General features: G+C 61.0%; 9 protein-coding genes. 6 read left to right on the top strand and 3 right to left on the bottom strand.

Going from position 1 to position 13835, the window contains the following annotated elements:
• The first annotated feature begins 8 nt into the window (after positions 1–8).
• The 6 genes from ACE3MN_RS08510 (at position 9) to ACE3MN_RS08485 (ending at position 10680) form a co-directional block, all read left to right on the top strand.
• Positions 9–3605, top strand: a complete 3597-nt coding sequence (locus ACE3MN_RS08510) for a DUF4132 domain-containing protein (RefSeq protein WP_375364342.1) — start codon at positions 9–11, stop codon at positions 3603–3605.
• 77 nt (positions 3606–3682) lie between these two features.
• Positions 3683–4771 carry an AAA family ATPase gene (locus ACE3MN_RS08505; protein ID WP_375364341.1) on the top strand — a complete coding sequence of 363 codons (1089 nt, stop codon included), beginning with the start codon at positions 3683–3685 and terminating at the stop codon, positions 4769–4771.
• Positions 4772–4781: 10 nt separating this feature from the next.
• Positions 4782–7067, top strand: coding sequence for a DUF5682 family protein (locus ACE3MN_RS08500; RefSeq protein ID WP_142476459.1), 2286 nt, complete (start codon positions 4782–4784; stop codon positions 7065–7067).
• Complete coding sequence (locus tag ACE3MN_RS08495) at positions 7067–8203, top strand: vWA domain-containing protein (protein ID WP_004138606.1); 1137 nt, start codon at positions 7067–7069, stop codon at positions 8201–8203. The genes ACE3MN_RS08500 and ACE3MN_RS08495 overlap by 1 nt, the downstream gene beginning before the upstream one ends.
• Complete coding sequence (locus ACE3MN_RS08490; protein ID WP_375364340.1) at positions 8200–10206, top strand: SWIM zinc finger family protein; 2007 nt, start codon at positions 8200–8202, stop codon at positions 10204–10206. Before ACE3MN_RS08495 ends, ACE3MN_RS08490 begins: the two co-directional genes overlap by 4 nt.
• Before the next feature lie 12 nt (positions 10207–10218).
• Positions 10219–10680 carry a YehR family lipoprotein gene (locus ACE3MN_RS08485; RefSeq protein WP_004138602.1) on the top strand — a complete coding sequence of 154 codons (462 nt, stop codon included), beginning with the start codon at positions 10219–10221 and terminating at the stop codon, positions 10678–10680.
• 110 nt (positions 10681–10790) lie between these two features.
• Here ACE3MN_RS08485 and ACE3MN_RS08480 read toward each other — a convergent pair whose 3' ends face one another.
• Genes ACE3MN_RS08480 through ACE3MN_RS08470 form a run of 3 tightly spaced genes read right to left on the bottom strand, consistent with a single transcriptional unit; the run spans position 10791 to position 13713 of the window.
• Positions 10791–11258, bottom strand: a complete 468-nt coding sequence (locus tag ACE3MN_RS08480; RefSeq protein WP_004138601.1) for a DUF1456 family protein — start codon at positions 11256–11258, stop codon at positions 10791–10793.
• Positions 11259–11311: 53 nt separating this feature from the next.
• Positions 11312–12031 (bottom strand): two-component system response regulator BtsR, encoded by a 720-nt coding sequence (gene btsR, locus ACE3MN_RS08475; RefSeq protein ID WP_049086416.1) that lies wholly within the window; start codon positions 12029–12031, stop codon positions 11312–11314.
• A complete protein-coding gene (locus ACE3MN_RS08470; protein ID WP_004138597.1) occupies positions 12025–13713 on the bottom strand; it encodes a sensor histidine kinase in 1689 nt (562 codons plus the stop codon). The genes btsR and ACE3MN_RS08470 overlap by 7 nt, the downstream gene beginning before the upstream one ends.
• Positions 13714–13835 lie beyond the last annotated feature (122 nt).

Raw genomic sequence — 13835 nt, 5'->3', positions numbered from 1 at the left:
GAACGTTTATGCACAACACAGCACTCCCGCCATGGCTGGCGGATGACGCGCAGCTGGAGCTATCCTTTAAAAAGGGCAAACAACCGTTAAGCCATCGCCGCTGGCCTGGCGACCCGGTACCGCCGATCGAAGAGGGACGCCTGCAACGACTGGCGAACGATATTCCCTCGCGCTATCAGCATATTCAGGCCCTTACGTGGGACTATGAAACATGCACTGCCGAATGGCGGCAGGCTATTGCGCAGGCGGTCGGCTATGTGGGCGAAGCCAAACCGGCAATGCCCCCCCGCGCGCTGGCGGCGCTTACCCGGCTGGCAGAAGATGACAGTCCCGAGCTACTCGATGAAATCGTCCAGCTAAGGGGCGTGGAATATGCCACCGAAGTGGTGATTGAACGGCAATTTATCACCGTGACCCACAGCAATCTTCAGCCACCCAGCATCGTTTTTTCTCATCCGAAAAAAGCGTACCAGTACGGTTTTCGCTGCGATACTTACCACGAATTCGATCTGCGTCTGCGAAAACACCTTTCGCTGGCTGAAGAGGCGATCTGGCTACGCTGCGCTGACAAACTTATCCGCGCGCTCCCTGATATTGAGCTTAATCGTAAACCGTTTATTGCCCTGCTGTTGCCGGAACGACCGGACGTTGCAAATAGCCTGCTCGACGCTGATAAATACGCCAGCCGTTCATCAAGCGAGTGGTTGAAAGCGGTAGCGACAGATCCTGCTAAGCTGGCAGTACTGGAGCAATCCTGCTGGCTTGATGTCTTTACCGATTGTCAGGCCAGCGAGATGTGCGACGAAAACCGCTACGGTTACTCCGCCTGCGCGGCCCTGCTGCGCGAGCAGGGGCTGGCGGCGATCCCCGGGCTGGCGATATATGCGCACCGGAATGACTGCGGCAGCCTGCTGGCGCAAATTAACCATCCGCAGGCTATCCGGCTGCTGCTGCTGGTGGCGGATAAAAACAAACCCAGCCAGCAGCGCGTGTCAACATTCGCCAAAAAATATCCCCATGCCGCTCTGGCCGCTGTAGCGGAATTGCTGGCGCTGCCGGAACCGCCCGCTCGTCCGGGCTATCCTGAGATCGCAGAGAAAAAGCGTCCGCAGCAGCAGAAAAAGCGTGAAGAAAGCTGGAGAATGCTGCTGCGGACGCTGCTCAATACGCATCCTCAGTTGGCTGAGCAGGTTACTCCCTGGCTAAGCACGAAGGCACAGGAACTTCTGGCGGCCAGCCGACCATCGATGCCTTCAGACGTTACGCTGGCAACCGATCGCTCCTGCCTGCCGGAGATCCTGCGCTCGCCGCCGTGGCGCAGCAAAAAGAAAAAAGTCGCGCCCCCGCGTTTTGCGCTAACGTCGCTGACCGTTGCGCCTCAGGAGCACTGGCAGCCAGGAGAGCGGGAAGCGCTGGCTGCCAGCAAACCCGCCTGTTTCTTTAATAACCTTCCGCTCGATGAACGTCTCGCCAGCATAGGTTGCACCATCGTCATGCAGGAGCTGGGCTTTCAGAGTATTGAATACCTGTTCCACCAGTACACGTTATGCGGCAAGCGGGACCATTTCGATACGGAGAAATATTTTCATCGCTATGTCTGGTGGGGCAACGCCTGCCACGCACTGCAAAACTTCGATATCGCTACGCTACTGGAGGCATGGGGGGATTACCTGGTAAAGGCCTACAACCCTAACGACTGCTGGAATCTTTATCTGCTTATGCAACTGCCTCGCGAGCGGGCGCTGGTGGCCTGGCAGGGCATCAATGCCGCTAACTTTAGATTTGTCGGCGCCGAATATGCGCTGAGCATTCTCGGGACCGATGCTCTACCCGGCCTGCTGCTGGCGCTGCAGCATCGGCCAAAGGAGATCTTCCCCCTGCTGACGCATCTCGGCGCAACGGAGCTGGCGCTACCGATGGCCCGCGTCTGGCGACGCTTGCAGGCGCACAGCCAACTGGCTCGTCAGTGGCTCCTGCAGTGGCCGGAGCACGCAGCCGCCGCGTTAATCCCACTGGCGTTCGATAAAGCGGGCGATAGCCGCGAGGCGGCTATTAACGCGCTGCGTCTGCTGTACCAGGAAGGCCACCATGAACGGCTGAAAGCGGTAGCACAACGCTGGAACGAACCGGCACTGTGGACGAAGCTGGAACAGCTGCTGGCGCAGGATCCGCTGGACAACTACCCTGTCCGCATTCCAAAAGTGCCTGACTTCTGGCAACCGACGCTCTGGCGCAGGCCGCGGCTTATCGGCACCGACCAGCCGTTGACCGACGATGCGCTGGAGATCTTCGGCGAAATGCTGCGCTTCGCCCAGGGCGGCCATCATTACGGTGGGCTGGATTTAGCCAAAGCCGCCTGCCAGCCCCAATCGCTGGCCGCTTTCGTCTGGGATTTATTTAACGCATGGCAGACTGCCGGAGCCCCAGCCAAAGATAACTGGGCGTTTCAGGCGCTGGGGATTTTTGGCGATGAAGCGACAGTGCGTGATTTAACCCAGCTTATCCTGGCCTGGCCGCAGGAAGGGAAATCCGCCCGCGCCGCCAGCGGGCTGCATCTTCTCACCCGCATCGGCAGCGATATGGCACTGCTGCAGCTGCACCACATCGCGCAGGGCGCCAAATCCCGCCCGCTGCGCGAAAGCGCCAGGCAGTCTCTTAAAGAGGTCGCCGAAGCCCGCGATCTCAGCGAAGAGCAGCTGCAGGATCGGCTAACGCCTACGCTGGGGCTGGACGATCCCCAAACGCTGGCTTTTGATTTTGGTTCCCGCGGCTTTTATGTCCGTTTTGATGAAAATCTGCTGCCGGTGATTTACGACCAGCAGGGAGCGCGGCAAAAGAGCCTGCCGCGCCTGCGCGCCGAAGATGACCAGGTAAAAGCCGCGGAAGCGCTGGACAGGCTGAAAGGCCTGAAAAAAGACGCAGCCCAGGTGGCCAAACGCCTGCTGCCGCATCTGGAAAACGCCCTGCGGCTGGCACGGCGCTGGACGCGAACGGAGTTTCAATCGCTGTTTGTCGATCATCCGCTGACCAACAATCTTACCCGGCGCCTGGTATGGGGAATCTACGCCGCCAGTGAACCCCGTCGCCTGCTCAACGCCTTTCGCGTCGCCGCGGAAGAGGAATTCTGCGATGGCCAGGATGACCCTATCGCTCTACCGGAAGAGGCGCTGTTCGGCCTTGCTCATCCGCTGGAAATGGATGACGCGACGCGGGCAGCATTTAGCCAAATTTTTGCCGATTATCAGCTATTGCCACCGTTCCGCCAGCTGACGCGCCAGACGGTGCAGCTGCTGGCGGAAGAAACCGCCCGCAGCGAGCTTACGCGCTGGCAGGGAAAATCAACAACCTGCGGGCAATTATTGGGCATCCGCAGTCGCGGCTGGTGGCAGGGCGCTGAAAACCGTTTCTGCTACGATGTCGGGCGGCATCGACTGATTCTGGAAATCACGCCAGGGTTCGTGCACTACAACATGGATGCGAAGGCTCCTCAGCGGTTTGCCGCCATCAGACTCTATGATGGCGAACGGCCCGCTGCGTTCTCACAGCTCGATCCACAGGATCTCAGCGAGGCGCTAAGCACGATTGAGGTCATTTTCCGTGGATAAGCAAAGCGCGTTTACGCTATTCGCTGCACATAGGATAAAAATGCTCCCATTACCGCGGTCTCTTTAAGGAAGAAACGATGATACAACAGGAACCACATCTTCAGCGCCCCCCTGCCGCCATACTTTACGCCGATGAGCTCGCCCGGCTGCAGCAGAACGACTGTTTCCCCTGCCCGCCCGGCTGGCAGCTAAGCCTGCCTGCGGCGCGCGCGTTTATCCTTGGCGATAGCGCTCGCGACATCAGCCGCAAGGTGGTCATGAGTCCGGCCGCCGTCGAGCGGATGCTGGTCACGCTGGCGACCGGGCGCGGCCTGATGCTGGTCGGCGAGCCGGGTACGGCTAAATCGCTGCTCTCGGAGCTGCTGGCCACCGCCATCTGCGGCGACGCCGGGCTCACCATTCAGGGCGGCGCGGCGATTACCGAAGATCAAATCAAATATGCCTGGAACTATGCGCTGCTGATAAACCAGGGCCCGTCGACGCAGGCGCTGGTGCCCGCCCCGCTGTATCAGGGCATGCGTGACGGTAAAATCGTCCGCTTTGAAGAGATTACCCGCACGCCGCTGGAGGTTCAGGACTGCCTGCTGGGGATGCTATCCGACCGCGTCATGGCGATCCCGGAGCTAACCGGCGACGATAGCCAGCTCTATGCCCGCGCCGGATTTAATATTATTGCCACCGCCAATACCCGCGATCGCGGGGTTAACGAAATGAGCGCGGCGCTAAAACGCCGCTTCGACTTCGAAACCGTCTTTCCGATTATGGATTTTCAGCAGGAGCTGGAACTGGTGGCTAACGCATCGGCCCGCCTGTTGGAGCATAGCGGCATCCCGCATAAAGTCCCCGATGTCGTACTGGTACTGCTGATCCAGACCTTCCGCGATCTGCGCGCCGACGGGGGTAAGAAAACCGCGATGGATACCCTCAGCGCGGTGATGTCCACCGCCGAAGCGGTCAACGTCGCCCACGCCGTCGGCGTGCGGGCATGGTTCCTCGCCGGTCGCGCCGGCGAACCCGCCGACCTGGTAGACTGCATCGCCGGTACCATCGTGAAAGACAATGAAGATGACCGCGCCCGCCTGCGCCGCTATTTTGAACAACGCGTCGGCACGCATAAAGAAGCCCACTGGCAGGCCTATTATCAGGCCCGCCACCGCCTGCCGTGAGGGAACACGCATGCCAGAACAGCCGTTAATCATCGGCGTTCGTCACCACAGCCCGGCCTGCGCCAGGCTGGTGAAAGAACGAATAGAACGCGTGTGCCCGCGCTACGTTCTGATTGAAGGTCCGGCGGATTTTAACCATCGCCTGGACGAGCTTTTTTTACCCCACCAACTGCCCATCGCCGTCTACAGCTACTGCCAGCAGCAGCATGGCGGCGCGCCAGGACGCAGCGCCTGGACGCCGTTCGCCGAATTCTCGCCGGAGTGGCAGGCGCTGCTGGCCGCGCGGGCAACGGGGGCGCATATCCGCTTTATCGATTTACCCGTCTGGGCGCAGGACGACAACGACAGCGATCCCTCTGACGCCCGCCGCGCCGATGACCATCAGCGCCTGCTCGAGGTCAGCGGCATGGAGAATACCGACGCGCTGTGGGACCATCTGTTCGAAGATGAAAACCAGCGCGCCGGGCTGAAACAGGCGCTGGAGACCTGGTTTGTCCAGCTACGCGGTGACAGCGGCGGCGGCGAAAACAGCCGGCGACGGGAAGCTTATATGGCCCGCTGGCTGGCATGGGCGATGCGGCAAAATAACGGCCCGGTGGTGGTGGTCTGCGGCGGCTGGCACGCTCCGGCGCTGGCTACCCTGTGGCGGAACTGCCCGGCGCAGGAGCAGGAGCCGGCATTACCGCCTCCGCCGACGCCCGATGCCGTCACCGGCTGCTATCTGACGCCGTACAGCGAAAAGCGGCTGGACGTACTGGCGGGCTATCTTTCCGGGATGCCGGCGCCGGTCTGGCAGCGCTGGTGCTGGCAGCTCGGTCAGCGGCAGGCCGGGGAACAGCTGCTGAAAACCCTGCTCGCCCGCCTGCGTCAGCATCGCCTTCCGGCCTCAACCGCCGATTTGGCAGCCGCCCATCTGCGCGCCATGGCGCTGGCCCGGATGCGCGGCCATACCCAGCCCCTGCGCTGCGACTGGCTTGACGCGCTGGCGGGCTCGTTAATCAAAGAAGCGCTAAACGCCCCGCTGCCGTGGAGCTATCGCGGCGCCATCCATCCGCAAACCGATCCTATTCTGCTGACCATCGTGGATGCGCTGGCGGGGGCGGATTTCGGCAAGCTCGCGCCGGGAACGCCGCTGCCGCCGCTGCCGCAGGACGTCGAACGCGAGCTGGCGCGCGTCGGGATTGCCCCGCCGGCGAATCTGAACCTCAACCGCTTTGCGCCCGACGGATTAGCGAAAAGTCAGGTATTACACCGGCTGGCCATTCTTGAGATCCCCGGGTTCCAGCAGCGAACCGGCAGCGCGGTAGCCCTTTCCGGCGATGGCGAAGAGCGCTGGGGAGTGTTTCGCACCATGGAACAGCATGCCGTCCTGATTGAATCCGCCCGCTACGGCGCCTCCCTCGCGGATGCCGCGCGACGGCGGCTGGAAGGGAATATTCTCTCCTCCTTTGGCATCAAAAGCCTCGCCGCCAGCCTCAATCAGGCGGCGCTGGCGGGGCTCGCCACCTTTAGCCAGCAGATGCTGGAACAGCTGGCGCAGCTGATTGCCGAAGAGAGCCAGTTTGCCGAAATGGGGCCAGCGCTGGAGGTGCTGTATGCCCTCTGGCAGCGGGATGATATCGGCGGCATGCAGAACGCCGTCGTGCTGGAAATCACGCTCAGCGCGGCGCTTGACCGGACGCTGTGGCTCTGCGAATCCAGCGGCGTCGCCGACGAGAAGCAGTTTCACGCCCATCTGCATAGCTGGCAGACCCTGAGCCACATCCTGCGCGATCTCCACAGCGGCAGCGTTTTACCGGGCGTTTCGCTCAGCGCCGCTCTCGCGCTGCTTGAACGGCGAATTCACGCAGCCGATGCCGCACCGCTCGACCGCGGCGCGGCGCTTGGCGCGCTGATGCGTCTCGAGCACCCCGCCGCTACCGCTGAAACGGCGCTGGCCCTGCTGACGCGGCTGCCCGCGCAGCGTCTGGGAGAGGCGGTACATGGCATGCTGGCGCTGGCCCGCCATCAGCTTGCCTGTCAGCCCGCCTTTATCGCCGGCTTCAGCGAGCGTCTCGCCCGTCTGGCGGAAGAGGAGTTTATTCTCGCGCTGCCGGATTTACGCGCGGCGATGGCCTGGCTGCCGCCCCGCGAACGCGGCGCGCTGGCCCGCCAGGTGCTCGATCACTATCACATGACCATGCTGCCGACCCATGCGCTACAGGCGCCGGTTTCCTGCTCGCCGCAGCGGTTAATCCATCACCAGCTGTTGGAGCAGCAGGCGCTGGCGGCGCTTCGCCACTGGGGAGGACGCTAATGCATCCGCTATCCGATATTTTGACAACCCGTGAACTCCAGCGCTGGCGGCTGATTCTGGGCCCGGCCGCCGACAATAGCCTCGGCGGTCTCGACGAGCGTGCCCGCCAGGTAGACCGGGCCCTGGAGTGGCTTTACGGCCGCGATCCGCAACGGCTGCAGCGGGGCGAACGGCTGGGCGGGCTGGAAGAGTCCGACCTGACGACGCCGGAGTGGATCAACGCCATTCATACGCTGTTTCCGCAGCCGGTTATCGAGCGGCTGGAGAGCGATGCGGTGCTGCGCTACGGCATTGACGAGGTGGTGACGAATCTGGAAGTGCTGGAACGAATTCAACCCTCCGAAAGCCTGCTGCGCGCGGTGCTGCATACCAAACATCTGATGAATCCTGACGTGCTGAACGCCGCCCGACAGCTGGTGCGCCAGGTGGTGGAGCAAATTATGGCCCGGCTGGCAAAAGAGGTTCGTCAGGCGTTTTCCGGCGCGCGCGACCGGCAGCGGCCTTCGCGCATCCCGCTGGCGCGCAACTTTGATTTCAAAGGCACCCTGCGCGCCAACCTCCAGCACTGGGACCCGCAGCGCGGCAAGCTGTACATTGAATCGCCAAAGTTTATCAGCCGCGTGAAGCGCCACAGCGAAAAATGGCAGCTGATTTTGCTGGTCGATCAGAGCGGTTCAATGGTGGATTCCGTGATTCATTCCGCGGTCATGGCGGCCTGCTTATGGCAGCTGCCCGGCATTCGCACGCACCTCGTGGCGTTCGACACCAGCGTGGTGGATCTCACGGCGGATGTCGCCGACCCGGTCGAGCTGCTGATGAAAGTTCAGCTCGGCGGCGGCACCCATATCGCCCAGGCCGTAGAGTATGCGCGGCAGCTGATTGAGCAACCGCACAAGAGCGTGATTGTGCTGGTGAGCGACTTTTTTGAAGGTGGAGCGAACTCGCTGTTGATTAACCAGGTCAAGCAGAGCGTACAAAGCGGCATCAAAGTCCTCGGCCTGGCGGCGCTGGACGACGCGGCGTCCCCCTGTTATGACCATGAAATGGCCCAGTCGCTGGTCAACGTCGGGGCGCAAATCGCCGCCATGACGCCCGGCGAGCTCGCCTCCTGGCTGGCGGAGAATTTACAATCATGATGCCTTTACGCCCTGAATTACTGGAGCTCACGCCGCAGGCGCTCACCGCGCTGAGCAACGCCGGGTTTGTGAAACGCGCTCAAAAAGAGCTGGATAACGGCAATATCCCCGCGCTGGAGCAGGATGAGGCCGGTACGCTGACCGCCGTTTTTCGCGATGGTACCCGTACCCGGCTGGAAAAAGATCGGGCCCTCAAAGAGTCCAGCTGTACCTGCGGCGCTAGCGGCATGTGCCGCCATCGCGTGATGCTGATCCTGAGCTATCAGCGCGCCAACGCCGGTCACGCGGCTCCTGAAGGGGAGCCAAACGCTGACGAGCGCTGGCATCCCGGCCTGTGGCAGGAGGAGCTGGCCACCCTGCCCGAGTCGATTCTCAAGCGGGCGCAGCAGCTGGCGGATAAAGGGCTGACGGTGGAATTGTTCTGCCGACCCAACGAAACGCCGTCGGCAAAGCTGCCGATGAGCGATGTGCGTTTTTATTCCCGCAGCAGTATCCGCTTTGCCCGCTGCGACTGCATCGAAGGCTCCCTGTGCGAGCATATCGCGCTGGCGGTGCAGGCCTTTACCGACGCCGAAGCCCAACAGCCGGGCTTTACGCATCTGGTCTGGCAAACCCGCAGCCGCAGGGTCGCCGCCCGCGGCGGACCTTTTGCTACGCCCGAGGGCGAAGCCTGTCGACAAAGCCTCCGTCAGCTAAGCCAACTGCTGTGGCAAAACGGCGTCAGCCAGCCGCCAATCAGCTTCGAAGCCGCGTTCACCCGCGCGCAGCGCGCAGCGCATGCGGCCAACTGGCGCTGGGTCATCGGCGCGCTTGCCGAGCTGCGCGAAGGCGTCGATGCCTGCCAGCAGCGCGCCAGCCACTACGTGCCTGAGCAGCTGCTGGCCCAGCTCGCGGGCCTTAATGCCCGTCTTGAGAGCGCCGACCGAATGGCGCAGCTTGCCGATGCCGGCCAGACGCCGCCCCTGCCGTGGCGCACCGTCGTCGGTCAGGGTATTGCCGGTGAAGCGCAGCTCGATCATCTGCGGCTGATTTCCCTTGGCATGCGCGGCTGGCAGGATAACCAGCAGTACGGCTTACGTCTCTGGTTTAGCGATCCGGATACCGGCAGCATTTTGCATCTGTCGCACCGCTGGCCGCTGGCTGAACGGGCGCAAAATCCGCTATGGCAGCGCCGCCTGTTTACCTTTCAGGCCGGCATACTGGCGGGCGGGCAAATCATTACCCGGTCAGCGCGCCGCACTGCCGGCGGCGAGCTGCTGCTGGGCGCCCGTCAGCGCCTGAGCAGCAGCCTTCCGCTCACCGAAGATGCCTGGCTTTTGCTCAGCGCGCCGCTGCGGCAGCCGGGCGCCGCGGCCCTGCGTGAGTATCTGCGCCAGCGCCCCCCGGCCTGGGTGCGCCCGCTCAATCAGGTTGATAACCTGTTTATTCTGCCGGTGGAGGCCTGCCTTGCCGTCGGATGGGACGCCGCCCGGCAAACGCTGGATGCGCAGGTCCTCAGCGGCGTGGGAGAAAACAACGTTTTGTACTTGTCCCTTCCCGCCTCCGCCAGCGCGCCGTATGCCGTTGAGCGGATGGCGGCGCTGCTCAGACAAGAGGACGATCCGGTGGTGATGGTTTCCGGGTTGGTCAGCTTTCATCACGGGCAGCTTAGCCTGGAGCCGCTGGTCATGATGACCCGTACCCGCGCCTGGGCGCTGAACGCCGAGCCGCTTCCCGTCGCGCCGTTGCCTGTTGGCGATGTACTGCCGCCGCGCTCGCCGGCCCTGAGCCTGTTGCAGCGCGCCCGGACGCTACTGATCCAGATAGCGCACAACGGCCTGCGCTATCAGCAAAAGAGCCTGTTTCGCGAGGCCGCCACGCTGGGCGGCGAGTCGACGAACCAGGGTTTTAGCCATCTTGCGCGTCTGCTTCAGCAACTGGGCGAGAGCGAAACGGCCACCGCCGAGGATACGCTCAGCGCCATCGCGCAACTCTGTATACAATTAGAGATGATGATTGATTAACAAGGAATGATAATGAAATTTAACCGCAGGATCACCGTCGCTCTGGGCGCAACGCTATTGATGGCCACGCTTGTCGGCTGCGATAACAACAAAGATGAGGTCAAAACGTTCAACAACACGATCAACGGCGTTGACCTGACCTACACCTATCACTACAAAGACGATGTCGTTACCCGCCAGGACGCGGATAACACTATCCCCTATAAATCGCTCGGGGTGAGCAACGAAGAGCAGGCGCGCAAGGTCATCGACCCCATCGGCGCGGCCTACAGCAAAATCAAAGGCGTCACCCACAGCGTCGACTATAAAGAGAACGTCGCGCAGGAACACCTCTCCATCGACTTTAATCAGGCTAAAATCAGCGAGCTATGTCACCTGCCGGGGGCCAGCTTTTCCGACTGTTCACAAAAGTTTATTTCGCTGAGCGAGTCGGAGAAATTGCTGAAATCGCAGGGTTTTAAAGAAGTGAAATAGCCTTGCCTGGTCTGGAGAATTCCCGGCTGGCGCTACGCAAGCCGGGTTACGGGGCCGTGCCTTCGGGTAGCCCGGTTCAGGCATTTACGCCGCAAGCCGGGGGAGGCATATCAGGATTTCGCGTGTTCACGCTCGGTCAGCCCGCGCAGGAAGTAGCGCAGGAACTGGTCGCCGCATTCGCGGAAGTTTTTATGCTCCGGGGCGCGCATCATGGCGGTGATTTCCGGCATGGAGACGCGGAATTTCTGCTGGGTGAGGATAGCGAGAATATCATCCGTCTTCAGGGAGAAGGCGATTCGCAGCTTTTTCAGCACGATGTTGTTGTTGACCCGGCGCTCGACAGCGAGCGGCGGCGCGGATTCATCTTTACCGCGCTTCGCGTAAATCAGGCCGTTAAGGAAATTGGACAGCACAATATCCGGGCAGCGCGCAAACCCCTCTTCGTCTTCTTTTTTCAGCCAGGGAACCAGCTGTTCCGCGCTCACCGGCGCATCCGCCAGCGCAAAAATACTTACCAGGCCGTTGTTGTTGGTTTTCAGGGTGTAGCGCAGGCTACGTAAGATATCGTTACTGATCATATTGCCTTCATGATGAAAAATTCTGCCGCTCAGTCTATCACGATTCCGCCATTTTACAGCCCAATCGCCTCTTTCAGGCTCTTCAGATAGCGGCGGCTGACCGGTACCGTTTGCCCGGCGCGCATCAGCAGCTCCGCCTGGCCGTTCTCCTCAAAGCGGATCTCCTTGAGATGGGACATGTTGACCAGGTACTGGCGATGGCAGCGCAGCAGCGGCGTGCGGCTCTCCAGGGTGCGCAGGGTCAGCTCGGTAAAGCCCTCCTTTCCTTCGCAGTCGGTGACGTAAATCCCGCTCATCCGGCTGCTGACGAAGGCCACGTCTTCCATCTGCAGCAGCCAGATCCGGCTGTGTCCGGTGCAGGGAATGTACTTCAGCGCCTGCTGAGTATCGTCGAGGACGGTCATATCCTGCAGGCTGCGCTCCTGGCGCAGACGAACCAGCGTTTTTTCCAGCCGGGCGGATTCAATCGGCTTCAGTAAATAATCAAACGCGTGCTCTTCAAAGGCCTTCACCGCGTACTCGTCAAACGCGGTGAGGAAGACGATATAGGGGCGATGCTCGGGATCGAGCATGCCGACCATCTCCAGGCCGCTGATGCGCGGCATCTGGATATCCAGAAACAGCACGTCCGGGCGCAGCTTGTGCACCGCGCCAATCGCTTCGACGGCATTCCCGCATTCGCCGACGATCTCAATATCAGGCTGGGCCTCCAGCAAAATACGCAGGTTTTCACGCGCCAGCGGCTCGTCGTCGACAATTAATACTTTTAACATGCGTTGTCCTCCACAGGCAGTCTCAGCGTGACGCGGGTAAAACATTCCGGCTCGCAGGTTACGGTGATCCCGCAGTCGGCGCCGAAGCGCGCCCGCAGCCGGCGGTCGACCAGGTTCATGCCCAGCCCGCTGGCGCTGGGTTTGTCCTGGTACAGCCCGGCATTATCTTCAATATCCAGCTGCAGCCAGCGTTCGTGTTGACTGGCGCGGATGGTGATCTCGCCCACCCCGAGGTGCTGCGAAGTCCCGTGTTTAATGGCGTTTTCGACGATTGGCTGCAGGGTAAACGCCGGAAGCTGATGCTGTCCCAGCGCTTCGGGCACCAGCATCTGAATCTGTAAATTGGCCTGAAAACGCGCTTTCTCAATCTGCAGATAGGCGTTCACATGCTCAATTTCATCCGCCAGGGTGACGATTTCCGCAGGCCGCTTCAGGTTTTTGCGAAAAAAGGTCGACAGATACTGCACCAGCTGTCCGGCCTGGTCGCTATCGCGGCGAATCACCGCTTTTAGCGTATTCAGCGCGTTGAACAGGAAATGCGGGTTCACCTGGGCGTGCAGCAGTTTGATTTCCGATTGCGTCAGCAGCGCTTTTTGCCGTTCATACTGACCGGCCAGGATCTGCGCCGACAGCAGCTGCGCAATCCCCTCTCCCAGCGTACGGTTGATCGAGCTGAACAGGCGGTTTTTCGCTTCATAGAGCTTAATGGTGCCGATCACCCGCTGATTTTCGCCGCGCAGCGGGATAACCAGCGTCGATCCCAGCTTACAGTTGGGATGAATCGAGCAGCGGTAAGGCACTTCGTTGCCGTCGGCGTAAACGACTTCGCCGGAATCTATCGCCTTTTGGGTATACAGCGAAGAGATGGGTTTACCGGGAAGGTGGTGATCGTCGCCGATCCCGGTAAACGCCAGCAGCTTATCGCGATCGGTTATCGCCACCGCGCCGATATCCAGCTCCTGGATCAGCACCTGCGCGACCTTCATGCTGTTCTCTTCGTTAAATCCCTGACGCAGGATCCCTTCCGTCGACGCGGCAACCTTCAGCGCCGTGGCTGAGAAAGCCGAGGTATATTTTTCAAACATCGCCCGCTTATCCAGCAGGATGCGCATAAACAGCGCCGCCCCGACGGTGTTGGTAACCATCATGGGCGCGGCGATGCTCTGTACCAGATGCAGCGCATCTTCGAACGGGCGAGCGATAAGTAGAATAATCAGCATCTGCACCATTTCGGCGAAAAAGGTGATCGCGCCGGCGGTAAGCGGGCTAAAGACTTTATCCGGCCGCCCGCGTTTGACCAGAATGCTGTGCACCAGGCCGCCGAGTAGACCCTCGACGATGGTGGACACCATGCAGCTCAGCGCCGTCATGCCGCCCAGCGAGTAGCGGTGAAGGCCGCCGGTCAGCCCCACCAGACCGCCGACTACCGGGCCGCCCAGCAGGCCGCCCATTACCGCGCCGATGGCCCGCGTATTGGCGATCGAGTCTTCGATATGCAGGCCGAAGTATGTGCCGAGGATGCAGAAAATGGAAAAGGTCACGTAGCACAGCAGCTTGTGCGGTAATCGGACGGTGACCTGCATTAACGGGATGAACAGCCGCGTTTTGCTCATCAGCCACGCGATGACCAAAAACACGCACATCTGCTGAAGCAGCAGCAACACCAGATCGAACTCGTACATACCCGCAGACCACACTTCATTTGAAAGCGCGTAACATACACTGCTTGCTTATAACTTTCTTTGAAGCAATACATGAAAATGATAATTCATGGTTAAGATCACACTTCTCCGCGTCTCGACGG

Source organism: Klebsiella grimontii (genome assembly GCF_042137965.1).
Classification (GTDB): domain Bacteria; phylum Pseudomonadota; class Gammaproteobacteria; order Enterobacterales; family Enterobacteriaceae; genus Klebsiella; species Klebsiella grimontii.
The sequence above is the reverse complement of the archived record's forward strand: the minus strand, read 5'-3'. Positions and strand labels throughout refer to the sequence as shown.

Bases quoted from the DNA above. Each gene is read 5' to 3' on its own strand.
- ACE3MN_RS08510 (WP_375364342.1), top strand. From the start codon at position 9: ATGCACAACACAGCACTCCCGCCATGGCTGGCGGATGACGCGCAGCTG.
- ACE3MN_RS08505 (WP_375364341.1), top strand. From the start codon at position 3,683: ATGATACAACAGGAACCACATCTTCAGCGCCCCCCTGCCGCCATACTT.
- ACE3MN_RS08500 (WP_142476459.1), top strand. From the start codon at position 4,782: ATGCCAGAACAGCCGTTAATCATCGGCGTTCGTCACCACAGCCCGGCC.
- ACE3MN_RS08495 (WP_004138606.1), top strand. From the start codon at position 7,067: ATGCATCCGCTATCCGATATTTTGACAACCCGTGAACTCCAGCGCTGG.
- ACE3MN_RS08490 (WP_375364340.1), top strand. From the start codon at position 8,200: ATGATGCCTTTACGCCCTGAATTACTGGAGCTCACGCCGCAGGCGCTC.
- ACE3MN_RS08485 (WP_004138602.1), top strand. From the start codon at position 10,219: ATGAAATTTAACCGCAGGATCACCGTCGCTCTGGGCGCAACGCTATTG.
- ACE3MN_RS08480 (WP_004138601.1), bottom strand. From the start codon at position 11,258: ATGATCAGTAACGATATCTTACGTAGCCTGCGCTACACCCTGAAAACC.
- btsR (WP_049086416.1), bottom strand. From the start codon at position 12,031: ATGTTAAAAGTATTAATTGTCGACGACGAGCCGCTGGCGCGTGAAAAC.
- ACE3MN_RS08470 (WP_004138597.1), bottom strand. From the start codon at position 13,713: ATGTACGAGTTCGATCTGGTGTTGCTGCTGCTTCAGCAGATGTGCGTG.